The following is a 22,576-nucleotide window of genomic DNA, read 5'->3' as shown; positions in this document are numbered from 1 at the left end:
ATATGCAGAAAATTGGCACACAGAACGAGTGGGTAGACCGCGCCAAAGCAGTGCTCCCAGCGGGTGGGTTTGGAAATTTCGACCCGAATGTCGTATTGTCTCATGGCAAGGGTTCAAGAGTTTGGGATCAAGATGGCACCGAATATGTGGACTATCTGATCGGATCGGGCCCGATGCTCCTGGGTCATGGCCATCCTGAGGTTCTGGAGGCTGTTTTTGAGCAGTTGCCAAGTGGGATGACGTTTTTCGCCAACAATCCGCAAGGCATTGAACTGGCCGAGGCAATTGTAGCGGCTGTCCCCTGTCTCGAGCAACTTCGCTTTGTTACATCCGGAGGCGAAGCGGACATGTATGCGATCCGTCTCGCCCGCGCCTTTACCGGTCGGGACAAAATCCTGAAGTTTGAAGGTGGCTATCATGGCATGTCGGCGGAGGCGCAGATGAGCTTGGCGCCCCAGCAACAGGTTAACTTCCCCCAACCGGTTCCAGACAGCGGTGGTATACCCGCTGATGTCGCGGAACATGTATTGGTGGCACCCTACAATGATCTCGCCGCTGTCGAAGCATTATTGGCGGAACAGTCGCAGCAGATCGCGGCGATCCTTGTTGAACCGTTGCAACGGATTATTCCGCCTGAGCCCGGTTATCTTCAGGGTCTGCGAGCGATGTGCGACCAATATGGTGTGCTGCTGATTTTTGATGAGATCGTCACAGGATTTCGTTTGGCCTATGGCGGTGCGCAGGAACACTATGGCGTAACGCCTGATATCTGCACATTAGGGAAGGTGATCGGTGGTGGTTGCCCCCTTGCGGCCATTGGGGCATCAACGGAAATCATGCAGTGTTTTGATCGCGAAAAGGCTGGAGCAGAGAGCTGGCTGATGCAATTGGGCACGTTATCAGGGAACCCGATTGCAGCGGTTGCTGGTCTCAAGACCCTCGAAATTTTACGCCGGCCCGGAACCTATGACACCCTGCGCAGTACTGGGGAGCGTTTGATGCAGATGCAATCTGAAAAGCTGGCTGCGGCGGGTATCGCGCATCAGATGGTTGGGGACGCAACGCTGTTTGATGTTTATTTCACCAACCGAAACTGTCGGGACTATCGCAGCGCAAAACATGACAACAGCGCGCATAACGTGATCTACAATCAAAGTCTTCGGCAAAACGGTGTCTTCAAATCACCAGGCAAACTGTATCCGTCATTGGCATTGAGCGATGAGGATATGGAGATCACAGAGCGAGCGTTTCGTACCGCGGCGTCGGTTCTGGCGGATCGCATAGTGTGACGCGTTAGGATGGTGGCACGGTGCGTTGGCACCGCGCTACATTTTGCCTGAATTATGGCATGATGACCTTGTCGATCACATGGATCACGCCGTTGCTTGCCATGATATCGGCCGAAACAACATTGGCTTTGTCGACGCGAACGCCGCCTTTGGTGCCATCAATATGGACATTGCTGCCCTGTACTGTGGCAACACCGAGCCGCTTTCCGGCCAGCTGATCAGAGGTCACTGCGCCCGGCACGACATGATAGGTGAGGATGGAGACCAGCGTGTCTTTGTTCTCTGGCAAGAGCAGCGATTCAACTGTGCCAGCGGGCAATGCTGCAAAGGCTGCGTTGGTCGGTGCAAAGACTGTGAACGGGCCATCACCCTTCAGTGTCTCGACCAAACCGGCGGCCTGAACCGCCGCAACCAGGGTGGAGAAGTCTTCGTTACCAGCTGCGATATCCACGATGTCGTTGCCACCTGACATGGGTGAGCAGGCTGCGACTGCTGCAGCAAACCCAAGGGCGGCGATCGATTTTAGTGCAAATCGGCGTTTCATTTAGACGTCCTCCTGAAATCATACAATGTGACCTCGTGGCCGCGTCATGCGAACCATGCAAAGTCTATCAAGATACGTCGCGTTGGTGCTTCTGGATCACTTCGTGCAGTGTTTGAACTCAATCCAGCGGCAAATTGCTGGCACCGGCTTGCCTGTGGTATGCGGCTGCCACGCGGATATACCGCCGACTTCTGTGGACTCTATGTGTCTTGGGCTTTTGAAAATGTATCGAAGGCTTTCAATGCCTTAGCGCTATACGCCATCGAGGGCCCACCCCCCATATAAGTGGCCATAGCAAGCGCTTCACAGAATTCTTCGCGAGTTGTGTTCAGTCGGATCAGGGATTTGGTGTGGAACCCAATACAGGAGTCGCATCGTGTTGCAATGGCGATGCCGAGCGCCATGATTTCTTTTGTTTTCTCACTTAGGGCGCCGTTGGTTTTGGCCGCGGCGCCCATCGTTGCGAAGCCTTTCATCGTGTCCGGAACTTCCTTGGCAAGTTGCCCGACATCGGCTTCAATTTCGCTCATGAAGGCAATCCAGTCCATGATGCTTTCCTTTCTAATCTGTGTGATCAAGCGCGTTCATCTGATCCCATGCGCCGTTCTAACCAGCGCACGCCTGCGCTGATGATCAGCACCAAGATCAGGTATTCAACAATCAATAGGGTGTAAATTTCGAGGGGACGATATTCTGTCACGACAAGCTCATTTGCCCGTCGGGTCAGCTCTTGCATGCCAATCACGCTGGCGAATGCACTCATTTTGACGATGTAGATGAACTGATTGGCCAATGGGGGCAATATGCGTCTAATCGCTTGCGGCAGGATGACATAGCGCATGGATTGCGCATAGGTGAGGCCGATGGTTTGTGCGGCCTCTCGCTGTCCTTTTGCTATGGACTGAATGCCCGCCCTGTAGATTTCTGCGGTAAAGGCGCTGTCAGAAAGGGCCAGCGTGATGATCGCGCCCCAGAACGGGTCAATCGGCACCGAGATGCCCATCGATTTGAAAACAATGGGCAAGCCGTAGAATACCCAAAACAGCATGGGCAACAGGGGGATGGCGCGGATGAATTCCACATAGACCCGATTGACCAGTCGCCATCCACGCCGCTCTGACAAGCCGGGCAGTGCAACCAGCAGTCCGAGGACGATTGAGATGACCGCGGCAATAACAGAAATCAGGATGGTATCTCCCATCCCGGAAACCAGAAATTTGATGTTTGTCCAGCCAGTTGGTGTTGTCGGATCAATGACATACCAGCCCCAGGTTGCTGAAGAGGAGCAGCCAGACACAAGCATTAGGCATGTCAGCGTAAGAATGGTCTTGTAGGTCATGGCGGCCTCAGTGCTGGAGGATCTGCGACAGGAAAGTCTGGCAGCGCTGCGAGGATGGGGCGGTGAAGAAATGCTCTGGTGCGCCCTGTTCGATGATTTCACCACCGTCCATGAAGACCATTTTGTCCGCAACGCGGCGGGCAAATCCCATTTCATGGGTGACAACAATCATCGTCATCCCGTCTTGAGCCAATTCGCTCATGACGTCGAGCACCTCTGATATCATTTCGGGATCAAGCGCGGATGTCGGTTCGTCAAAAAGGAGTATCTTCGGCTCCATGCACAGGGCCCGCGCGATAGCCACACGTTGCTGTTGGCCGCCAGACAATTGCGATGGCCGTTTGTCGGCCTGATCGGGGATCCGCACCCGTTCCAAGTAGTGGCGCGCGCGTTTTTCCGCTTCTGATCGTGTCAGCCCACGTGCCTTCATTGGCCCAAGCGTCAGATTGTCGAGCACGCTGAGGTGCGGGAACAGATTGAACTGTTGAAACACCATGCCCACTTCGCCCTGCAGGTTGCTGTAACTGCGCGGATCGTTTGTGACTGTTTGACCGAACACTTGGAGAGTGCCGCTGTCATGTGGTTCCAGTTTGTTGATGCAGCGGACCACCGTCGATTTCCCGGAGCCTGAGGGTCCGCAGATCACGACTTTTTCACCAGCTTCAATAACAAGATCAATATTCTTGAGTGCTTGGAATGTGCCATACCACTTGTTGACACCGCGCAGTTCGATTGCTGGTGCAGCCATAAGGATCTCGCTTTGCAAATAATTCCTGGGAAGTGAGCGTTACTGGGTTATATTTTTCGATCTGCGTTAATCAAGACGTAAACTGGTTGTCTCGGAAACGTGAAGGTCCTCAAGGGAGCATGACATGAAACAGATTATTAAGGCCGCAGCGATCGTTGCTTGTGGGTTATTTGCAGCGGGCGCCGCGCAGGCGCAATCTGCGCTCAACGAAATTTTGGACGGCGGCGTGCTCAAGGTGGGGACCACCGGGGATTGGAACCCAATGACGCTTCGTGACCCTGCTACTAACAGCTACAAGGGGTTTGACATTGATATCATGACCGAACTGGCCACCGATTTGGGGGTCGAGGTCGAATTTGTTCCGACAGATTGGAAAACACTGGTGAACGGTGTGGTCGCGGGCCAGTATCACCTGACCGGATCAGCATCGATTTCGCCAGCGCGCATGAAGGTTGCGGGCTTCTCGGAAAGCTACATTTCGGTCGAGATGTACCCGTTCACAACCGAAGACAAAGCCAGCCGTTTTGATGGCTATGCATCCATCAACAATCCGGATGTGACTGTTGCCACGACCTTGGGCACGGTTTTTGAAAAACGTGTTCGTGAATGGTTCCCCGACGCCACGATCAAAGTGGTTGAAGCGCCAGCGCGAGGCTTTCAAGAGGTGCTCGCCGGGCGTGCCGATGTTTTTGTGACCTCAAACATCGAGGGTGCGACACTGGCCCAGAAATTCCCGATCATGCGGGTCAACAACGCTGAGGCGCGCTCCCCGACTGCGATTGCCATGTTGCTGCCCCAGACAGATCAGGTCTGGATCAACTACGTGAACAACTGGGTCAAGGTCAAACAGAAGAGCGGGTTCTTCGAACAGCTCGAGGACAAATGGGGACTGTAATCTGATCCCCAACCGCCGCGGCGTATTCAGACGTGTCGGGTTTGATCGGGGCCGGTAAAGGCCCCGATCAGTTCTATATTTTATGCCGCATATCCATGTGCGGTTGGTGCCGGAAAGTCATGCACCATGCCAGTGTCGTCGGTCTGAAATCCCGCGACCAGCTTTGCCAGGTTTGATGTCTCTTCATCCAGGGAGGTACAGGCTGCGGCTGTTTGTTCATACATCGCAGCGTTTTGCTGCTGTGCGGTTTCCAGCGTGCGCATTGCACCGTTCAGTTCGGAAATGCCCTGAGATTGTTCATCGGCCTGCTTGGCAATATCCCCCACATGTTCAGAGATGCTGCCAATGGACTGAATAATGGTCTGCAAGGATTCATTGTTTCGACCCACCAGTTTAACGCCATGAGCGACCTGGCTGCTGGACGCGGAAATCAACTCTTTGATTTCATGTGCCGCATCAGAGGATCGCAGTGCTAGCCCTCGCACCTCTGCTGCAACCACGGAAAATCCTAGCCCCGCTTCACCGGCGCGCGCAGCCTCAACACCTGCGTTGAGCGCCAAGAGGTTGGTCTGGAACGCAATGTCGTCAATCATCCCGGTGATCTGCGTGATCTTCGCCGATGTTTCAGCGATTGAGTCCATGGCTGTGACAGTATCACCAGCGATTTCGGAACTTTTCTTGGCGTTGCTGTTTACAGAAGTCACCAATGCCTCTGTTTCGCGCGCGCCGTTTGCAACCAGCTGAATTGTCGATGTCATTTCATTCAATGCTGTCGCTGTCTCTTCCAGTTGCATGGCCGAATGTTCCGTTCGCTGCGACAGATCGTTGGACGCGGTGGTGATCTCGCTCACGCCCTTGTCGATGCTATCGGCGGAGGTGCCAATGGCCGCGATCAGATTGTTCAGCTGCTCAACCGTGTTGTTGAAATCTTGCCGAAGCGGTTCGTATCGGCCGGGAAGGGCCTGATCGATCTTTGCATCCAATTGACCAGCGGCCAGGCATTGCAGCCCTTTTGCCAGGGAAGACACCACGTGATCCTGATCTTTTTGCTCTTCTTTTTGCGCCTGTTCCATGGCCGCTTTTTCCGCCAAACCTTGGCGAAGTGCCTCAATCGAAACGGCCATGTTGGCGATTTCATCTTTGCGCTTTGGCAGTGAGATCGGCGTGTGCACTTCGCCGGAAGACAGCGCGTTCACAGCAGACAGCATTTTGCTAAGAGGCTTTCGCACAAGCGACTGGCTGGAATAGAAAATTGTGATCAACGTCAGGACAAGCAGCATGCCACTTGTTGCCAGCTCTTCGTAGATGCTCTGCTTCACTGGTGTGATGAACACGTGCTCCGGGACGTCCATGACGACCACCCAAGTCTTGTTCATGCCGTAACCTGTGAAGGGATAGAATAGCCGTGTGGTGCCATCCGCTCGTTCGGTTTCAATCTGGAGAGAGCCAGTTTCGATGGCAGTGTTGAAAAGATCAGATCCTGGCCCGTCAAACGCGGTGGTGATCACCTCTGGATCGGGGTGGGCAAGCCATTTGCCCCCTTGGTCGATCAACATGACCTGGCCGCCATCAAATACCGACAGCGCGTTCACGAAGTCTGCGAGCTGATCGAGGATGATATCCACCCCAGCGACGCCGATGATCTGACCGCCAGCCTCCACAGGAACCGATACAGATGTCAGCAACCGGCCCTCATTGGACAGATAGGGTTCGGTGATCACGCTTTCACCGCTGACCTGCGGTAGGCGATACCATTCGGCCGTAGTGGTGGGATCGACATTGAAGGTTTCGAAATTCAGCCCGCCAGCGTCATTCTTCGTCCAATAGGGCGTGAACACGCCATCGGCATTTCGTCCATCCGTACCGGTTATGAAGTCTTCGGTTGCGCCATCGGGGATCGCAGACATCCAAGAGGAAAACACCATGTCATAGCGACCGGGAACACCCTTCATCAGATTGATGATATCTGAGGTCTTTGCCTCCCCGTCTGCCACCAATCCGGAAATCGCGCCGCCCAGTGCCGCCGCCGCTGATGTGGCTTCGGTCAATTCTGCTGCCAAATTCTGTGAAATATCGGAGGCCTGTTGCGTGGCTTGGGCCAGAACCTGGCTTTCGACGTCCGCGGACACCCGAAAGGCGGTGTAGGCGGTGAAGCACAAAACCAAGAGGGTAATGGCAATCGTAGTTGCGACCAGGAGCTTTCCTGAAATCGTCTTTAGGAGTGCTGTCATGGAGGGAATCCCATTGAGTACTTTTGTTCATCGCTCTGGATTTCACGGGGCGGTGAACAAAGCGTTGATGGGAGGCCAGGCAGCGGGTCTTTTGTTTGTCTATTTCAATGCAGTTGGCGCTATTGCACAAATGCGACAGACCGCCAGTTTCATTTTGCTGATATTATAGGCATACCGCTGGCCGTGTCTGCGCGTTGGAACAGGGGTTGCCTATGGACTAAGCACCCGAGCCTGCCCAGCAGAGGTGGGCATTTGCCGGATGGAAACTGTAAGCGCAGGCACAGGTTACCCGACGGACACGAAACCAGAGAGGCCAGTTTTCTGGTGTTCGATAACATGACAGTGAAATGCCCATTGACCGGGATTATCCGCTCTTACCAGGACATCGATGATCTCATCCTTCAAAAGCAACACAGTGTCCGTGTAGTTCGCGGGGATATGGCGCAGATTTGATCGGATCGGTTTGAACACCAGCCCATGCAAATGAATTGGATGCAGGTTTGGCGACTCATTCCGAAGGCGCAGGATGTAGGAATCTCCAAGCGCCATTGAGACAACGGGCCCGCCATTGGCAACGGCGTCGCCCTTCCACGGGTTTCGGTTGATTGACCAGAAAATATATCCGTTGGAGCCACAGAGGCCGTTGTTTGTCCCGTCGCCTTCCGGGGACCAGCCAAAGACGGTCTCTTCGATGTTTGATGTGGCGGGATCTGCGGCTTCGATCGGGTTTTTCGGCAGCGTGGGAATGTCGCCTGCTTGGCGAGACAGCGAATGGCCAATCGACCGCAGGCGGGCGATTTCAAAGGGGTAGTTTGTCCCAATCAAGCTGTTGAACAGCAGTTCTTCGCCTTCTTGATCGGGGGCAACAATCGCGACATCCACGCGCTGTCCGGGGCCAAGCCAGAGTGGGGCGTCTTTCGTTGGCCACGGGATCTCTTCGTTCACCGGGTGGCCGTCCCAGGCGATGATTTTTCCGGCCACTTCGGGGAAGTACAGTTTGTGAACGCGCGTTGTATCACTGACAACAAAGCGGAGCCTGATCAGCCCCCCTGCGGGCACGTCATAACTGGGTTCCTGCTGCCAGTTGGTTGTCCGGATGTTGCCAAACGTCCCGGCGCGCGCTGCACCACGTGCTGTGAAGTAAGGGAGCAGACTGCCATCTTCGGCCAGGCGAAAGTCCTTGAGATTGAGCGATATGTCCGCGTCGAATCCCTGGTCCTCGGCTTCGTCGACGATCAAAACACCTGTCAGGCCTTTGGCCATTTGCGACATGGTCATGCAATGCGGATGATACCAGTAGGTCCCGGCGTCAGGGGGCGTGAACCGGTATTGAAACGTCTCACCCTGTGCAATCGGCATTTGGGTTAGATAGGGCACACCATCCATATCGTTTGGAAGCCGTATACCGTGCCAATGCATGGTTGAGTAATCCGCCAAACCGTTGGTGTAGTTCAACGCCGCTGGCTGCCCTTGTTTCAGGCGCAAGATGGGGGGAGGCGCGTTGTCTGCAAGGCTAATCAGGCCGTTGGTCGGTTTGGGTCCGAAATTGAACGCTGTTTCGCGGGATTGCAGGTGGATCTCTTGCGCAGCTGATGTCCAAGAGGTTGCAAATGCGCCTGTGCCTCCGGCAACGGCACAGGCTGTGCCTGCCAGAAATTGTCTGCGAGAAAGCCCAACCATGACGTCTCCAAATGCATAAGCAACAAACACGCAAACGAGTAACAGGCGGGATTTCCTTATTGAAGGGAATTTGCCGCGCTAAACTGCCGCAAACGGTAGGTTAACTGCTGTGGTACTATTCTCTATAGAGATCTTGCACCTCTGACAGTTATCGTATACCGCGGTATGCAAATACACCTGGCGCGATGTCAGGACCTCCAGATGGACGTCACCATCGTCTGAACACATAGCAAAACGAGTTAGCCATGAGCCTCTACACAGCCTACCTCGAAGAAATCGAAGACCGTAAAGCCCAAGATCTCCACCCAAAGCCCATTGATGATGGGGCGTTGGTCAGTGAGCTGATCGAGCAGATCAAAACGGATGGGCATCCACACCGCGACGACTCTCTTCAGTTTTTCATCTACAACACCCTGCCTGGCACGACCAGCGCGGCCGGTGTGAAGGCTGCGTTCCTGAAAGAGATCATTTTGGGGCAAGCCGTTGTTGCAGAGATTTCCCCAGATTTTGCGTTTGAGCTGCTCTCGCACATGAAAGGTGGGCCGTCCGTCGCCGTTCTTCTGGACCTTGCGCTTGGAAATGATGAGGGCACCGCTGCACAGGCCGCAGATGTGCTGAAAACCCAAGTGTTCCTGTATGAGGCCGATACGGATCGACTGGCCAAAGCTCTGGCTGATGGCAATGGCTTCGCGAAGTCGATTTTGGAAAGCTATGCCAAGGCTGAATTCTTCACCAAGCTGCCAGATATCGACGAAGAAATCGAGGTCGTGACCTACATCGCTGCAGAAGGCGACATTTCGACCGATTTGCTGTCTCCGGGCAATCAGGCACATTCGCGTTCCGACCGTGAATTGCACGGCAAATGCATGATCTCGCCCGAAGCCCAGGTGGAAATTCAGGCGCTGCAGAAAAAACACCCGAACGCCCGTATCATGCTGATCGCGGAAAAAGGCACCATGGGTGTCGGCTCCTCTCGCATGTCCGGCGTGAATAACGTCGCTCTTTGGACCGGCAAACAGGCAAGCCCCTATGTGCCGTTTGTGAACATTGCACCTGTTGTTGCAGGGACCAACGGTATTTCCCCGATCTTCCTGACCACAGTGGGCGTGACGGGTGGTATCGGCCTGGACCTGAAAAACTGGGTCAAGAAAACTGACGCAGACGGCAACACTGTTACGGATGCCAATGGCGATCCGGTGTTGGAGCAAGCCTATTCTGTCGAAACCGGCAAAGTGCTCACCATCAATACAAAGACCAAAAAGCTCTATGATGGTGATCAAGAGCTCGTTGATGTGTCCTCGTCTTTCACCCCTCAAAAGGTAGAATTCATGAAGGCAGGCGGTTCTTACGCTGTTGTTTTCGGCAAAAAGCTGCAGACATTTGCGTGTGAAGCGTTGGGTGTCGAACTGCAATCGGCTTATGCTGCGTCAAAAGAAGTATCCGTCGAAGGCCAGGGCCTCACCGCGGTTGAAAAGATCTTCAACCGCAATGCACGTGGCGCAACACCGGGCAAGACCCTGCACGCAGGATCGGATGTTCGTGTTCGCGTGAACATTGTGGGCTCGCAGGACACCACCGGTCCGATGACAGCCCAAGAGCTGGAGGCAATGGCCGCCACCGTTCTGTCGCCGTCGGTGGACGGTGCCTACCAATCCGGCTGTCACACCGCATCTGTTTGGGATCTCAAGGCACAGGCCAATATCCCCAAGTTGATGAGCTTCATGAACAACTTTGGTTTGGTAACCGCCCGCGATCCACAGGGCGAATACCATGCGATGACCGACGTTATTCACAAGGTTCTCAATGACATCACGGTCGACGACTGGGACGTTATCATCGGGGGCGATAGCCACACCCGCATGTCCAAAGGTGTCGCCTTTGGTGCAGACTCCGGCACTGTTGCTCTGGCGCTGGCCACTGGCGAGGCCACCATGCCGATCCCGGAATCTGTGAAGGTGACCTTCAAGGGCACGATGGCGGATCACATGGATTTCCGCGACGTTGTCCACGCCACGCAAGCGCAGATGTTGAAACAGCACGGTGGCGAGAACGTCTTCCAGGGCCGCATCATCGAAGTGCACATCGGCACGCTGCTCGCGGACCAGGCCTTCACCTTCACCGACTGGACTGCGGAGATGAAGGCAAAAGCCTCTATCTGTATTTCCAACGACGACACCCTCATTGGATCGTTGGAGCTGGCAAAGTCGCGCATTCAGGTGATGATCGACAAAGGTATGGAAAACGCTGCAGGCACACTGCAGGGGCTGATTGACAAAGCCGACAAGCGTATCGCCGAGATCAAATCTGGTGAAAACCCAGCGCTCACGCCCGACCCGACTGCCAAGTATTTCGCCGAGGTTGAAGTAGACCTGGATCAGATCATCGAGCCAATGATTGCTGACCCTGACGTGAACAATGCCGATGTGGCCAAACGCTACACCCACGACACCATCCGCCCAATTTCTTACTACGCGGCGGAGAAGAAAGTGGATTTGGGCTTTGTCGGATCCTGCATGGTGCACAAGGGTGACATGAAAATTGTGGCCCAGATGCTGAAGAACCTGGAGAAACACTCCGGCAAGGTCGAATTCAAAGCACCTCTGGTGGTTGCTGCGCCGACCTACAACATCATTGATGAAATGAAGGCCGAAGGGGATTGGGAAATCCTGCAGCGCTATTCCGGGTTTGAATTCGACGACTTCATGCCAAAGAGCAAAGCCCGCACGGAGTATGAGAACATCCTTTATCTCGAGCGTCCTGGCTGCAACCTTTGCATGGGTAACCAGGAAAAGGCGGCGAAGGGTGACACCGTTCTGGCGACCTCGACCCGCTTGTTCCAAGGGCGCGTCGTGGAAGACAGTTCCGAGAAAAAGGGTGAGTCGCTGCTGGCATCGACACCTGTTGTGGTCCTGTCAGCCATCCTCGGACGGACGCCCACGCTGGAAGAGTACAAAGCCGCCGTCGAAGGCATCGACCTGACGAAATTTGCACCACCGATTGAAAAACCGGCTGGCGCAAAGTCTGTTCATTTCTAAGGCATCCAGAACCGAAAGCTCTAAACACCCCTCTGATTTCAGAGGGGTGTTTTTTTCCGCTACCGCGCTGCTGGGATCGTCGGGCTTTTGGGCAAGAGATCGGCTGCGCCCGTTCGGTTGGATAAGATCCAGTCCCGCACGACTTGCGCTTCATCTGTCAGCGGTTTGGTTTTTGACCACACAAGATAAAACCCGTTGCCCGTCTTCCACGCCCAATCCGTGCGGGCCGCTAACAGATTTTGTTGCACCAAGGGGGCGACCAGGTGGTGCCAGCCAAAGGCAAATCCTTCCCCAGCCATCGCAGCCTGTAATACCAGCGCATAGTCATTTAACCGCAAACCGCTGCGTGGTGGAATTTCACCTACGTCGAAGGCGCGGAACCATTGCTCCCATGACGGGCGCTGGCGGATGGGTTCTTCCAGGTGGATCAACCGTTGGCTCAGTAAGCCCGGCACATTGCGTAGGTTGACTGCGCTCTGCATCACACGTGGCGCAGCAACGGGGTAGATGATTTCATCCGCCAACAGCGCGGCCTCGCAGTCAGGCCAGGTGCCGCTGCCCAGTCGCACCGCGAGGCTGATGGTTTCGAGGCTCAGATCTGGTTCACGATCACTGGATTGCAGTCGCAGATCGACCGCTGGATGTGATGTTTGGAACTCTCGCAGTTTTGGCAGCATCCAGTAATTGTTGAAGGCCGATGAAGCGTTCAATGTGACGTGGTCGTTGCTGTTTGTCTGCCGGATGCTGGTTGCAGAATCCGCCAAGAGTTCAAACGCCCGCGTCACATCCGCGAAGAGCCGTTTTCCTGCATTGGTTAGATCAATCCGACGGTGGCTGCGATGGAACAGCGCCACGCCAAGGTTTGTTTCAAGCTGCTTGATCGATGCGCTAACGGCAGGTTGCTGAACGTTCAATTCATCTGCGGCAAGAGTGAATGACCCGCAGCGTGCAGCAGCTTCGAAGACAACAAGATGCCTCGGTGAGGTGAGATGGTTCCAGGGTTTTCGCATAATTTCAATTTATCCAAAGAATTGGTTTTTTCAATCGTCACAGAGTTGGTGGCGCGGGTTAGCTGTGGTGTATCAAATTGGAAAGGTCCAGAACGGTGAGACGGTCAAGATCCTCTCGGCAGCGCAATCAAAGCTCCACCGCACCAGTGCAATCGCCCTTTATCAGCCGTGTGCTGCCCTTTTTTGATGTTCTGGATGAGGAACAGCTGACCCGGCTTGAACGTCAGGTCGATTGGCTGATCCAAGACGTCGGCATCGCGTTTCGTGATGATCCAGAGGCATTGGCGCTGTGGCGCCGCGAGGGGGCCACGGTTGACGGCGATCGTGTGCGCGCTCCGGCAGACTGGATCCGGAACCTATGTGCTAAGGCGCCTAGGGAATTCACACAGGTGGCGCGAAATCCAAAGCGCTCTGTTTCCATTGGCGGGAGTAGCCAGGTGTTTGCTCCGATTTACGGCGCGCCTTTTGTTCGCGATCTAGAGCAGGGCAGACGCTACGGTGATCTGGCGTCGTTTCAGGATCTGGTCCGGTTGACCTATATGCATCCAAATTTGCATCACAGTGGTTTTGTGACCTGTGAACCCTGCGACGTCCCTGTCAGCAAGCGGCATCTGGATATGTTGTTTGCACATATGACACTGTCAGACAAACCGCATCTTGGCGCCATCACTGAAATGAGCCGCGCCCAGGACAGCGTTGATATGGCTGAGATTTTATTTGGTGCAGAGATGATGGAGCAGCACTGCGTCATCATGGGCAATGTGAACACGAACTCTCCGCTATTGGTGGACCGGGTCGTGACCGAGGCGGCCCGTGTCTATAGCAGCAGAGGGCAGGGGATGATCGTGGTGCCCTTTATCCTTACCGGGGCAATGGGCCCTGTTTCGACGGCGGCATCAGTGGCACAGGCCATGGCAGAAGCGATGATGGTATGCGCCTACATCCAACTGATCCGGCCTGGCGCACCATTTGTGTTGGGGAATTTCCTGTCCTCAATGTCGTTGAAATCTGGCGCGCCGACCTTTGGGATGCCGGAACCTGTGGTCTCCAACTACGCGATCGGGCAATTGGCCCGTCGGGCTGGCCTGCCGCTGCGCTGCGGTGGGTCACTGACAGCCTCAAAGATCGAAGATGCGCAGGCCGCATACGAAAGCGCGGACTCGATGCATTCGACCATGCTGGCCGGTGCAAGTTTTGTGTTGCACGCCGCCGGCTGGCTGGAAGGGGGGCTTTGTGTTGGGTTTGAAAAGCTCATCATGGATGCCGATCGGCTTGGATCCTATCAGAAAGTGCTGAGCCAGGGTCTTGATACCTCCGACGAAGCATTTGCGAGAGACGCGTATCAGGAAGTGGATCCGGGCGGGCATTTTCTGGGTTCGGCCCATACGATGCGGAACTATCAAGATGCATTCTATGAACCGCATCTAAGCGACAGCGAGAATGTCGAGAGTTGGGAGGAGCAGGGGTCTAATGACATGCGACAGAGAGCGCATGCGAGATGGAAAAAGATGCTTGCCGACTACCAACCCCCGGACATGGACATCGCCATACGCGAGGAACTTTCGGCCTTTGTGGCCAAACGGAAAGAAGAACTCCCGGATGCGTGGTATTGATGCGACTGTGGTCCAACACGCGTCAGGCTGCATTGCAGGTCGGGCAACTGCAACTGACCAGGATACAGAAAATAGCCGCAAACGGCACCAACGGCTCACATAAGGAGGTCTCCCTTGCCTGAGATTCAAAAAGACGAAACGTCGACAGGAAAACCGCTCCCCTCCCATGCAAAAGTTGTCGTCATCGGTGGCGGCGTCGTGGGCTGCTCAATTCTGTTCCATTTGGCGAAATTTGGTTGGAAAGACGTCGTCCTGCTGGAACGGGATGAGCTGACGTCGGGGTCCAGCTGGCACGCCGCGGGACAGATACATACCATCAGTTCAGATCCCAATATTTCTCGTCTGCAAAGTTATACGATTGATTTGTATAAGGAGATCGAGGAGACCTCTGGCCATTCGGTTGGGCTGCATATCACTGGCGGGTTTTATGCGGCGTCGACCAAGGAATGGTATGATTATCTCAAACGTGAGCGGTCCAAAGCACGGTATATGGGCCTGCACCAGGAGTTTATCTCACCTTCGGAGCTTGCTGAGCGCCACCCGCTGATTGATCCCAAACACTACTACGCCGCGCTTTGGGATGATCAAGACGGGGATTTGGATCCGTCTGGTGCGACCTATGCGTTTGCAAAATCTGCCCGTGTTCATGGTGCGCAGTATTTCACCCATTGCGGCGTTACGGCGATGGCGCAGCGTCCTGACGGCAGCTGGGACCTGACAACTCCAAAAGGTCAGATCAATGCGGAAATGGTGGTCAACTGTGGGGGCCTTTGGGCGCGGGAGGTTGGGCAGATGTCAGGCATTCCTCTGCCTGTTCAGCCGATGGAGCACCATTATCTGATCACAGAGACGATCCCCCAAATCGCAGAGCGTATGTCCAACATGGGCGAGGCGGGACGGTTGCCCGCTGGTATCGACTATGAGGCCAACATTTACTTCCGACAGGAACGTCAGGGCATGTTGCTTGGCACCTATGAGCCAAAATCAACGCCGTGGAAGGTGAATGGCACCCCTTGGGACTTTGGCCATGAATTGCTGCAGCCCGACCTTGATCGGATCGCGGACCGGTTGGAGATGTCTTTCGACCGGATTCCCACCATCGGGCAGGTGGGCATCAAGGATATGATCAACGGGCCCTTCACATTCGGCCCTGACGGCAACCCCATGATCGGGCCTGTTCCCGGTATGAAGAACTACTGGGTTGCGGTCGGTGTCATGGCTGGTTTTTGTCAGGGTGGCGGCGTTGGTCTGACCATGGCGGAGTGGATGATCGATGGCGAGCCTTCGATCGATGTTTGGGCAATGGATGTGGCGCGGTTTGGTGAGTTCGCCACGCCAGACTGGGGAACCATCAAATCGTCGGAGAATTATGAACGTCGCTTCGTGATGACCTTCCCGAACGAAACCCTGCCAAAAGGTCGATTGCAGAAGACCACAGCGCTTTATGATCGTCTGACCCAGAAGGGTGCCATTATGGGCCAAGGTTTTGGTTTGGAGCATGCTCTTTGGTTTGCAGATGGGCCCGACGATGCCCATGAGGATCCGACATTTGAGCGCAATCGAAGCCATGATTATGTCGCGCGGGAGGTGTCTGCTGTTCAACAGGGTGTTGGCGGCATCGAAATTGCCAACTTTGCAAAACACGAGTTCAAAGGCGCAGGCGCTCGTGCGCATCTCGATCGGATCATGGCCGGATTTGTTCCGAAACCGGGACGATTGACCCTGTCGCCAATGCTGACGGAGAAAGGCAAACTCTACGGTGATTTGACCATCGCCTGTTTGGCTGAAGACCATTTTATGTTGCTTGGCTCGGGGGCCATGCAAGAAGCACATCGGCGTTGGTTCGAAAAGGATCTGCCAGCTGATATAAGCTACCAAAATGTCTCCGACGACTGGCACGGCATTGCACTGTCAGGGCCAAAGTCGCGGGAGTTGTTGCAGCGGATCACGCGCGATGATGTCTTGGCAGCGTCGTTTAAGTTTCGCGATGTGCGCCAAACCGTTGTCGCCGGGGTTCCCGTGCTTTTGAACCGGATCAGTTTCTCGGGCGAACTGGGGTTCGAGATCTATTGCAAACCCCACTACCTAATGCGACTGGCCGCCTCCATTGAAGACGCAGGTAAGGATCTCGGCTATCGCTGGTACGGTGCGCGTGCTTTGATGTCTATGCGCCTGGAGAAGGGCTGGGGTGTTTGGACATTGGAATTCAGACCTGATTTCAACGCTGTAGAAAGCGGTATGGATATCTTCATCAATTGGAACAAAGAGTTCGTTGGCAAAGCCGCGACCCGAAAATTCCAAGAGCAGGGCGCTGACAAGCGATTGGTGACGGTGGCCATTGATGTGGACGGCATCGATGTTTCCAACGACGAGGCGATCCTGAAAGATGGTCAGGCGGTTGGGTATGTCTCCTCGGGTGGATATGGGCACCGAACCGGACAATCGATGGCAATGGGTTACGTCGACAGCACAGTCGCGGCTGCGGGCACCACGCTGCAAGTTGAAATCCTGGGTGAATTTTATGCGGCCACTGTTTTGTCCGGGCCTGCGTATGACCCAAATGGTGACCGAATGCGCGGCTAAACACGCGGTTTAAGCCAGCTCGCAAAAGGCTTTGGGAAACAGCTTTCGCCTTAGCGAAAGCTGCTTCTCTGCAGTACTGGCGTGACACCGTAGGCGGCTTTGTAGACCCGTGAAAAATGGCCAGGGCTTTCAAACCCGCAAGATAAGGCGATATCCGTCACTGATGCCTCGGTCTGAACCAAAAGGTTGCGGGCGCGTTCCAGACGGATTTCCGTATAGTATTTCTTTGGGGAACTGTTCAGATACTTGCCAAATAGCCGCTCCAACTGGCGGGTTGAGATCCCGAGTTCAGTGGCGATCACGCTTGGTGAAACGGGTGTTTCGATGGTCTCTTTCATCCGTTGGATGGCGTGTACCAGATGGGCGTTGCGCATCCCGTTTCGTGATTGCAGCGAAACGCGTTGTTCTGCTGTTGCATTGCGCACAGCATTGTAGACCATCTGATCAGCCACAGAGACTGCCAGATCGTTGCCGTGATCTCGTTCAATCAAATGCAGCATCAAGTCGGCTGTGGCTGTCCCGCCCGATGCGGTCATGTGTTTTTCATCAGCCACAAAGACGTTGCGCACCAGGTTCACTTCCGGAAAGGCCTCCATGAAGCTGTCGTGGTATTCCCAATGTATCGCGGCCTGCAGTTCATCCAGTAGGCCGCCCTCTGCAAGTATCCAGGCCCCTGAACACAACGCCCCGACTGCCACGCCCCTGGATTTCGCGCGTCGCAGTGCGGTCAACAGCGGTTTGGTCACATGCTTGCGCATGTTGATGCCAGAGAGGGCAAACAGATGATCACAGCGCTCTATCTCGTCGAACCGACTATGGACCAATGTGACCGATCCGTTTGAACAGGTCGCGGTTTCACCGTTCTCGGAGGCAAAGGACCAGGCATATAGCTCTTGTTCACTGACCAGATTGGCAATCCTAAGGGGTTCGACCGCGCAGGAAAACGCGAGGTGCGAAAATTCCTCGATCAGCAGAAAGGTAAACTGTGTTGTCATGTGTCAGGTGTTCCAGCGGTGTCGGCGGAACGAATTGGCGCCGCCGACACGGGGTTTGTTTCGTTTAGTTTGACGCAGCTGCGCGGGCGGCGTCTAGCCAGCTGTCGTAGGTTGCGCGATTGTTTGCGATCCAGCTATCGACGTGGCGATCAATGTCCGCTGAATCATCTTCGCCATCCGCAACCAGTTTGTTTTGCGCGGAAATGTCATTGATGCTGATTTGAGCGACCTCAAACAACTTGCCAGCCGCTGGATTGGCCGCGAGAAAGTCATCCGTGGCAACCACCCGAATGCTATCAACGGCGAAACCGAGATCCTTGCCATTGAAGGTGGTTTCCGCAGTTGCCCCATCCGGCAGTGATGAATACGGCACGGACAGCCATTCGACATCTTCACCAGGCACCAGAGCGCCAGACACCCAGTAAGGTGTCCAGGTGTAGTAGAGGATGTTTTCTCCCGCTGCATTTCGAGCAATTGAGTCTGCCATGATGGCGTTATATGCGCCTTGATTGTGTGCAATCGTGTCGCGCAGGCCAAATTCGCTTAGCTGGTGTTCGATGACACGTTCGCAGCCCCAACCGGGGGCACAGCCTGCCAGGTCGGCTTTGCCGTCACCATCGGCATCAAACATGGCTGCATTTTGTGGATCCTTCAGATCGCCCAGGTTCTGAATTCCGGCATCATAGGCTGATTTGTTAATTAAATACCCTTGCAGCGCGCCGTCGATCAGGTTGCCGACTTTTTCCAACACATCGTCGCCGCCGGATTCTTGGAAAAACGTGTCATGGAGGTTGTTCCAATGAACCGCTGTGAAATCACCGTCGCCGGTGCCAAGCGCCAGATGGATGGTCTGATATTCCACTTCTTGCGGTTCGGCGATGCTGTAGCCGAGATCTTCTAGCGCTCTGAACAGCACACGGTGCTGGAAAATTTCTTCAACAGACGGTGCCATGACGGGGCGTACGGTTGTGCCAGCCCCGGGCATATCCGCGCCGAAGGCATGTGACGCGAGCAATGTGGACGCCATCAATGTGGCGCACGCGGTTTTTCTGAACATGTAGTTTTCCTCCCTTAGGTGTTCAGTTGAATGTTTAGGATTTTCCGATGGCCCGCATCACAAGGCCCACAGGTCCGGACTGCCACCAATGGCGGTGTCCCCGTGCGCGGCCGGATTGGCCCATACCTTGTGTGATGCGATCCAAAACGATTGCGAGGATGACGATGCCGAGCCCGCCAACAAGCGCTTTGCCGGCGTCCAGTCGGCCCATCGCGCGCAGCACCTCATTGCCCAGTCCCTTGACTGAAATCATCGAGGCGATCACCACCATGGACAGCGACAGCATGATGGTCTGGTTGACGCCTGCCAGAATGGTTGGTGTCGCAAGGGGCAATTCAACCTTGAACAGGATCTGCCGGGGTGAGGCGCCAAACGCGCGCGCTGCTTCGACAACGCTTGGGTTCACGCCGCGGATGCCAAGTGATGTCAGCCGGATTAGTGGGGGGAAGCGCGAAAATGATCGTGACGATCACACCGGAGACATTGCCAATCCCGATCAACATGACGACCGGTACCAGATACACAAAGGCAGGAATGGTCTGCATGGTATCCAGCACAGGCCGCATTGCGGCTTCCATGCGATCGTTTTTGCCGGCAACAATTCCCAAAGGCAGACCAATCACAAAACACAGGATGACCGCAGAGACGACAATCGCCAGCGTTGTCATGGCCAAGCTCCATGCATTGGGAGCAAGAAAGCCGAGCGCAAACATCGCCACGGCGACGACCGCCGCGACCCGACGCCCAGCTGACTGCCAGGCAATCAGCACGATGAGACACAGCATGATGATGGGGGGTACGGCATTGAGTGCCGTATCAATGCCGATGATCAGGTCGTTGAAAACCTGTTTGATGGGTTGAATGATCCCGCGATTGGCGATGGCCCATTGCTTGATCCCATCGGCGGTATCCGCAAGCCCCAAGTCGACGGATGAAAACGGATCGAGCAGGCTGAAGGTTTGATCTGACATATGCGTTGCTCCTTATTGACCTGCGCCCACGGCGCTATCGCCGTGGCCTTGGATGCCGCGCAAAAGGGAGTTTTTGGTCACAATGCCGACTGTTTTCCCGTCGGCTTTCACGACAACGGGGTGTTTGGTGGAAATCGAGAGTGTGACGAGTTCATCAAGTGAGTGATCTGGATGGGCTTCGGGCCAGGCATCTGTATTGGTGGGGCCGTTTCTCTGCTCGAATTGCTCCAATGGTGTCATGATTTTTGCAGCAGACACGAGGTCCAGCTTGGAGATGCCAGCCACAAAGTCTGCCACATAGTCGTCCGCAGGGTTGGTGACGATATCCTCTGGCGTGCCGACCTGGATCAGCGCCCCGTCTTTCATGATGGCGATGCGGTGACCGATACGGATCGCCTCATCCAAGTCATGGGTGATGAACAGCGTGGTTTTCTGCATTTCCGCGGACAGGGACATGAATTTGTCCTGCAACTGACGCCGGATCAGTGGGTCAAGTGCTGAAAATGGCTCGTCCATGAGCAAAATAGACGGGTCTGCAGCGATGGCGCGGGCCAGCCCCACCCGTTGTTGCATCCCACCGGACAGCTCATCTGGGTATTTCTGATCCCAGCCGTTCAAGTCCACGGCATCGATGGCCCGCATTGCAGTCTCGCGCCGTTCAGCGGCATCATGACCACGGACTTCCTGGCTGAAGCACACGTTGTCCAACACGGTGCGATGCGGCATCAGGGCCATGTTCTGAAAGACCATGCCGATTTTTTCGGCTCTCAGTTGCCGTAAACTGCGGTCGGACAGGGCGTTTATGTCTTGGTTTTCAATGAAGAGTTGTCCGGAGGTCGGTTCGATCAGCCGATTGATATGTCGAATCAAAGTTGATTTGCCGGAACCAGAGAGACCCATGATGCAGAAGATCTCGCCGCGTCTCACCTGAAAGGTAGCGTCTTGCACGCCTACAACGCAGTCGAAGCGATCTCTGACTTCTAACTTGCTAATCACATGATTTTTAACAGCTTCCATGGCTTCTTTGGATCTCTTCCCAAAGATCTTCCATAGGTTTCTGCAATCAATCACTGCCGTATCGTCGTCTTGTGGCACTGCGGTCTCCCTCCCGATATTTCATTTTGTATACTATGAATTTTTCACTTGTACACAAAATGTATTTTGAAATAACACAAACTGCATGTTGTAGTTGCTGCTGCGGTCTAGGGGCGTCATCTTGGACAAACTGAACCGCACGCAACGATGGAGATGACAATGAAAGACGCGTCCAAACGCAGAAAAGCGGAGCTCTATGGTCACTTGAAAACGGCCATCATGACGCTTGTTTTGCGTCCGGGTACCGATTTGGACGAGGCTAAACTGTCAGAAGAGTTTGAATTGTCCCGAACTCCGCTGCGTGAAGTTCTGCGGCAGCTGGCCGGGGAAGGGTATGTTGACCTGCGCGAAAACCGTGGCGCACGAGTGGGCGAGATGTCCCACATGACCTTGCGAGATTTTTTTCTGGCAGCACCGATGATGTACGGCGCGGTTTTGCAGTTGGCGGCGAAAAACGCCACGCCAGAGCAGATCCAAGATCTGAAAACCGCGCAGGAGCAGTTCAAGGCGACTTTGCGGTCTGGGACCGGGGCGGAGCGCGCGATGGCGAACAACCGGTTCCATGAAATCACCGGTGAGATGGCAGACAACATCTATCTTGCGCCGTCGTTTCAGCGGCTGCTGATCGATCACGCGCGCATCGGGATGACGTTCTATCGGCCGACAGATCGTCAGATGATGGAGAACCTAGACGAAGCAAGTGCCCAGCACGATGCGATCATTGCTGCGATTGAAGCAGGGGATGAAGCGGCAGCTGGGCAGCTGGCAAGTGATCATTGGAACCTGTCGCGCGATCAGATCGAGTTGTTCGTCATGCCATCCGGGCTTGACGTTCCGCTTGGGACGGTTGCGCGCAAAACCCCTGCATGAGGACGCAGATGACCCCTATTTTTAAATTCGAAGGGATTTATACGCCCGTCGTAACACCCTACCAAGAGGATGGTCGCGTCAACTGGGACGCACTTTCACAGGTGATCGAATACCTTATTGAGGCTGGCATACACGGCCTGATCTCTGGCGGATCGACCGGTGAAAACTACGCGCAAACAGTGGATGAGCGTCTTGAGCTGGCCCGTTTTACCCATAAACAGCTGGATGGTCGGTTGCCTCTGGTGGTTGGAACCGGTGCGATGTTGACGGAGGATTCCGTGGCGCTGGCATCGGGTGCGCGGGAACTGGAGGCTGCTGCGATCCTTTTGGCATCGCCGCCATATTCGGTCCCAACAGATCGCGAAAATGCTCTGAACGCGCTGGCCATCGATAAGGCGGCAGACCTGCCAATCATGCTTTATAACTATCCGCATCGGACAGGCACGATGATGGGTGAAGAGTTTCTGGACCGGGTTGGACGGTCTAGGCAGCACACCTATAAATTCCTTATCATTCGTATTGGCTTGTGCTTCATTTCCAGCAAAACAACATGCTGGGGTGTGAAAATGGCGCGTTCGGACATGAGCGATCTGGAGTGGGAGTTCATCAAGGCAGTCTTGC

Annotated in this window: 19 protein-coding genes; 7 read left to right on the top strand and 12 right to left on the bottom strand. The window is 54.8% G+C overall.

Features of this window, described 5'->3' with window-relative positions:
• The first annotated feature begins 2 nt into the window (after positions 1 to 2).
• The gene (locus Q0C28_RS00605; RefSeq protein ID WP_293572710.1) at positions 3 to 1,289 is read left to right on the top strand and encodes an aminotransferase class III-fold pyridoxal phosphate-dependent enzyme; all 1,287 of its coding nucleotides are present in this window, start codon (positions 3 to 5) and stop codon (positions 1,287 to 1,289) included.
• 52 nt (positions 1,290 to 1,341) lie between these two features.
• Here the strand turns inward: Q0C28_RS00605 and Q0C28_RS00600 are convergent, their stop codons facing one another.
• The 4 genes from Q0C28_RS00600 to Q0C28_RS00585 form a co-directional block, all read right to left on the bottom strand.
• The gene (locus Q0C28_RS00600; protein WP_293572709.1) at positions 1,342 to 1,833 is read right to left on the bottom strand and encodes a fasciclin domain-containing protein; all 492 of its coding nucleotides are present in this window, start codon (positions 1,831 to 1,833) and stop codon (positions 1,342 to 1,344) included.
• A gap of 200 nt (positions 1,834 to 2,033) precedes the next feature.
• Positions 2,034 to 2,381: a carboxymuconolactone decarboxylase family protein gene (locus Q0C28_RS00595; RefSeq protein ID WP_293572708.1), complete on the bottom strand. Its 348-nt coding sequence runs from the start codon at positions 2,379 to 2,381 to the stop codon at positions 2,034 to 2,036.
• Between the two features lie 26 nt (positions 2,382 to 2,407).
• On the bottom strand, positions 2,408 to 3,172 hold the full coding sequence (locus Q0C28_RS00590) for an amino acid ABC transporter permease (protein ID WP_366934213.1): 765 nt from the start codon (positions 3,170 to 3,172) through the stop codon (positions 2,408 to 2,410).
• Between the two features lie 7 nt (positions 3,173 to 3,179).
• Positions 3,180 to 3,920: an amino acid ABC transporter ATP-binding protein gene (locus Q0C28_RS00585; protein WP_293572707.1), complete on the bottom strand. Its 741-nt coding sequence runs from the start codon at positions 3,918 to 3,920 to the stop codon at positions 3,180 to 3,182.
• Between the two features lie 124 nt (positions 3,921 to 4,044).
• Here Q0C28_RS00585 and Q0C28_RS00580 point away from each other — a divergent pair, with 124 nt between their 5' ends.
• Positions 4,045 to 4,815, top strand: coding sequence for a transporter substrate-binding domain-containing protein (locus Q0C28_RS00580; RefSeq protein ID WP_293572706.1), 771 nt, complete (start codon positions 4,045 to 4,047; stop codon positions 4,813 to 4,815).
• A gap of 80 nt (positions 4,816 to 4,895) precedes the next feature.
• Here the strand turns inward: Q0C28_RS00580 and Q0C28_RS00575 are convergent, their stop codons facing one another.
• Together Q0C28_RS00575 and Q0C28_RS00570 are read right to left on the bottom strand one after the other, a co-directional pair.
• Positions 4,896 to 7,046, bottom strand: a complete 2,151-nt coding sequence (locus tag Q0C28_RS00575; RefSeq protein WP_293572705.1) for a methyl-accepting chemotaxis protein — start codon at positions 7,044 to 7,046, stop codon at positions 4,896 to 4,898.
• Between the two features lie 285 nt (positions 7,047 to 7,331).
• A complete protein-coding gene (locus Q0C28_RS00570; RefSeq protein ID WP_293572704.1) occupies positions 7,332 to 8,726 on the bottom strand; it encodes a multicopper oxidase family protein in 1,395 nt (464 codons plus the stop codon).
• A gap of 245 nt (positions 8,727 to 8,971) precedes the next feature.
• On the opposite strand from Q0C28_RS00570, the gene Q0C28_RS00565 reads away from it, so the two are divergent.
• Positions 8,972 to 11,761: a bifunctional aconitate hydratase 2/2-methylisocitrate dehydratase gene (locus tag Q0C28_RS00565; protein ID WP_293572703.1), complete on the top strand. Its 2,790-nt coding sequence runs from the start codon at positions 8,972 to 8,974 to the stop codon at positions 11,759 to 11,761.
• A 59-nt stretch (positions 11,762 to 11,820) separates the two neighbouring features.
• Here the strand turns inward: Q0C28_RS00565 and Q0C28_RS00560 are convergent, their stop codons facing one another.
• Positions 11,821 to 12,771, bottom strand: coding sequence for a LysR substrate-binding domain-containing protein (locus Q0C28_RS00560; protein WP_293572702.1), 951 nt, complete (start codon positions 12,769 to 12,771; stop codon positions 11,821 to 11,823).
• Positions 12,772 to 12,866: 95 nt separating this feature from the next.
• Between Q0C28_RS00560 and Q0C28_RS00555 the strand changes: the two genes are divergently transcribed.
• On the top strand, positions 12,867 to 14,384 hold the full coding sequence (locus Q0C28_RS00555) for a trimethylamine methyltransferase family protein (protein WP_293572701.1): 1,518 nt from the start codon (positions 12,867 to 12,869) through the stop codon (positions 14,382 to 14,384).
• Between the two features lie 114 nt (positions 14,385 to 14,498).
• Positions 14,499 to 16,967, top strand: a complete 2,469-nt coding sequence (locus tag Q0C28_RS00550) for an FAD-dependent oxidoreductase (RefSeq protein ID WP_293572700.1) — start codon at positions 14,499 to 14,501, stop codon at positions 16,965 to 16,967.
• Positions 16,968 to 17,017: 50 nt separating this feature from the next.
• On the opposite strand, the gene Q0C28_RS00545 is transcribed toward Q0C28_RS00550, so the two are convergent.
• From Q0C28_RS00545 to Q0C28_RS00525, 5 genes are all read right to left on the bottom strand, one after another.
• Entirely contained in the window at positions 17,018 to 17,962 is a 945-nt protein-coding gene (locus Q0C28_RS00545; protein WP_293572699.1) for a GlxA family transcriptional regulator, read from the bottom strand.
• A gap of 64 nt (positions 17,963 to 18,026) precedes the next feature.
• Entirely contained in the window at positions 18,027 to 19,019 is a 993-nt protein-coding gene (gene proX / locus Q0C28_RS00540; RefSeq protein WP_293572698.1) for a glycine betaine/L-proline ABC transporter substrate-binding protein ProX, read from the bottom strand.
• A gap of 34 nt (positions 19,020 to 19,053) precedes the next feature.
• Positions 19,054 to 19,425, bottom strand: coding sequence for an ABC transporter permease subunit (locus Q0C28_RS00535; RefSeq protein ID WP_293572697.1), 372 nt, complete (start codon positions 19,423 to 19,425; stop codon positions 19,054 to 19,056).
• Complete coding sequence (locus Q0C28_RS00530; protein WP_293572696.1) at positions 19,355 to 19,990, bottom strand: ABC transporter permease subunit; 636 nt, start codon at positions 19,988 to 19,990, stop codon at positions 19,355 to 19,357. The genes Q0C28_RS00535 and Q0C28_RS00530 overlap by 71 nt, the downstream gene beginning before the upstream one ends.
• A gap of 12 nt (positions 19,991 to 20,002) precedes the next feature.
• Positions 20,003 to 21,085 (bottom strand): glycine betaine/L-proline ABC transporter ATP-binding protein, encoded by a 1,083-nt coding sequence (locus tag Q0C28_RS00525; RefSeq protein ID WP_293572695.1) that lies wholly within the window; start codon positions 21,083 to 21,085, stop codon positions 20,003 to 20,005.
• Positions 21,086 to 21,244: 159 nt separating this feature from the next.
• Here Q0C28_RS00525 and Q0C28_RS00520 point away from each other — a divergent pair, with 159 nt between their 5' ends.
• Together Q0C28_RS00520 and Q0C28_RS00515 are read left to right on the top strand one after the other, a co-directional pair.
• Positions 21,245 to 21,955: a GntR family transcriptional regulator gene (locus Q0C28_RS00520; protein WP_293572694.1), complete on the top strand. Its 711-nt coding sequence runs from the start codon at positions 21,245 to 21,247 to the stop codon at positions 21,953 to 21,955.
• Between the two features lie 8 nt (positions 21,956 to 21,963).
• Positions 21,964 to 22,576, top strand: a 613-nt coding sequence (locus Q0C28_RS00515) for a dihydrodipicolinate synthase family protein (RefSeq protein WP_293572693.1), incomplete at its 3' end; no start/stop codon positions are given.

The organism is Phaeobacter sp., assembly GCF_022825805.1.
In the GTDB taxonomy this organism is placed as follows: domain Bacteria; phylum Pseudomonadota; class Alphaproteobacteria; order Rhodobacterales; family Rhodobacteraceae; genus Phaeobacter.
This window is presented reverse-complemented; position numbering and strand designations above follow the sequence as displayed.

What these genes read in the sequence shown, in the direction of transcription:
- Q0C28_RS00605 (WP_293572710.1), top strand. Translation starts at nt 3, where the DNA reads ATGCAGAAAATTGGCACACAGAACGAGTGGGTAGACCGCGCCAAAGCA.
- Q0C28_RS00600 (WP_293572709.1), bottom strand. Translation starts at nt 1,833, where the DNA reads ATGAAACGCCGATTTGCACTAAAATCGATCGCCGCCCTTGGGTTTGCT.
- Q0C28_RS00595 (WP_293572708.1), bottom strand. Translation starts at nt 2,381, where the DNA reads ATGGACTGGATTGCCTTCATGAGCGAAATTGAAGCCGATGTCGGGCAA.
- Q0C28_RS00590 (WP_366934213.1), bottom strand. Translation starts at nt 3,172, where the DNA reads ATGACCTACAAGACCATTCTTACGCTGACATGCCTAATGCTTGTGTCT.
- Q0C28_RS00585 (WP_293572707.1), bottom strand. Translation starts at nt 3,920, where the DNA reads ATGGCTGCACCAGCAATCGAACTGCGCGGTGTCAACAAGTGGTATGGC.
- Q0C28_RS00580 (WP_293572706.1), top strand. Translation starts at nt 4,045, where the DNA reads ATGAAACAGATTATTAAGGCCGCAGCGATCGTTGCTTGTGGGTTATTT.
- Q0C28_RS00575 (WP_293572705.1), bottom strand. Translation starts at nt 7,046, where the DNA reads ATGACAGCACTCCTAAAGACGATTTCAGGAAAGCTCCTGGTCGCAACT.
- Q0C28_RS00570 (WP_293572704.1), bottom strand. Translation starts at nt 8,726, where the DNA reads ATGGTTGGGCTTTCTCGCAGACAATTTCTGGCAGGCACAGCCTGTGCC.
- Q0C28_RS00565 (WP_293572703.1), top strand. Translation starts at nt 8,972, where the DNA reads ATGAGCCTCTACACAGCCTACCTCGAAGAAATCGAAGACCGTAAAGCC.
- Q0C28_RS00560 (WP_293572702.1), bottom strand. Translation starts at nt 12,771, where the DNA reads ATGCGAAAACCCTGGAACCATCTCACCTCACCGAGGCATCTTGTTGTC.
- Q0C28_RS00545 (WP_293572699.1), bottom strand. Translation starts at nt 17,962, where the DNA reads ATGACAACACAGTTTACCTTTCTGCTGATCGAGGAATTTTCGCACCTC.
- proX (WP_293572698.1), bottom strand. Translation starts at nt 19,019, where the DNA reads ATGTTCAGAAAAACCGCGTGCGCCACATTGATGGCGTCCACATTGCTC.
- Q0C28_RS00530 (WP_293572696.1), bottom strand. Translation starts at nt 19,990, where the DNA reads ATGTCAGATCAAACCTTCAGCCTGCTCGATCCGTTTTCATCCGTCGAC.
- Q0C28_RS00520 (WP_293572694.1), top strand. Translation starts at nt 21,245, where the DNA reads ATGAAAGACGCGTCCAAACGCAGAAAAGCGGAGCTCTATGGTCACTTG.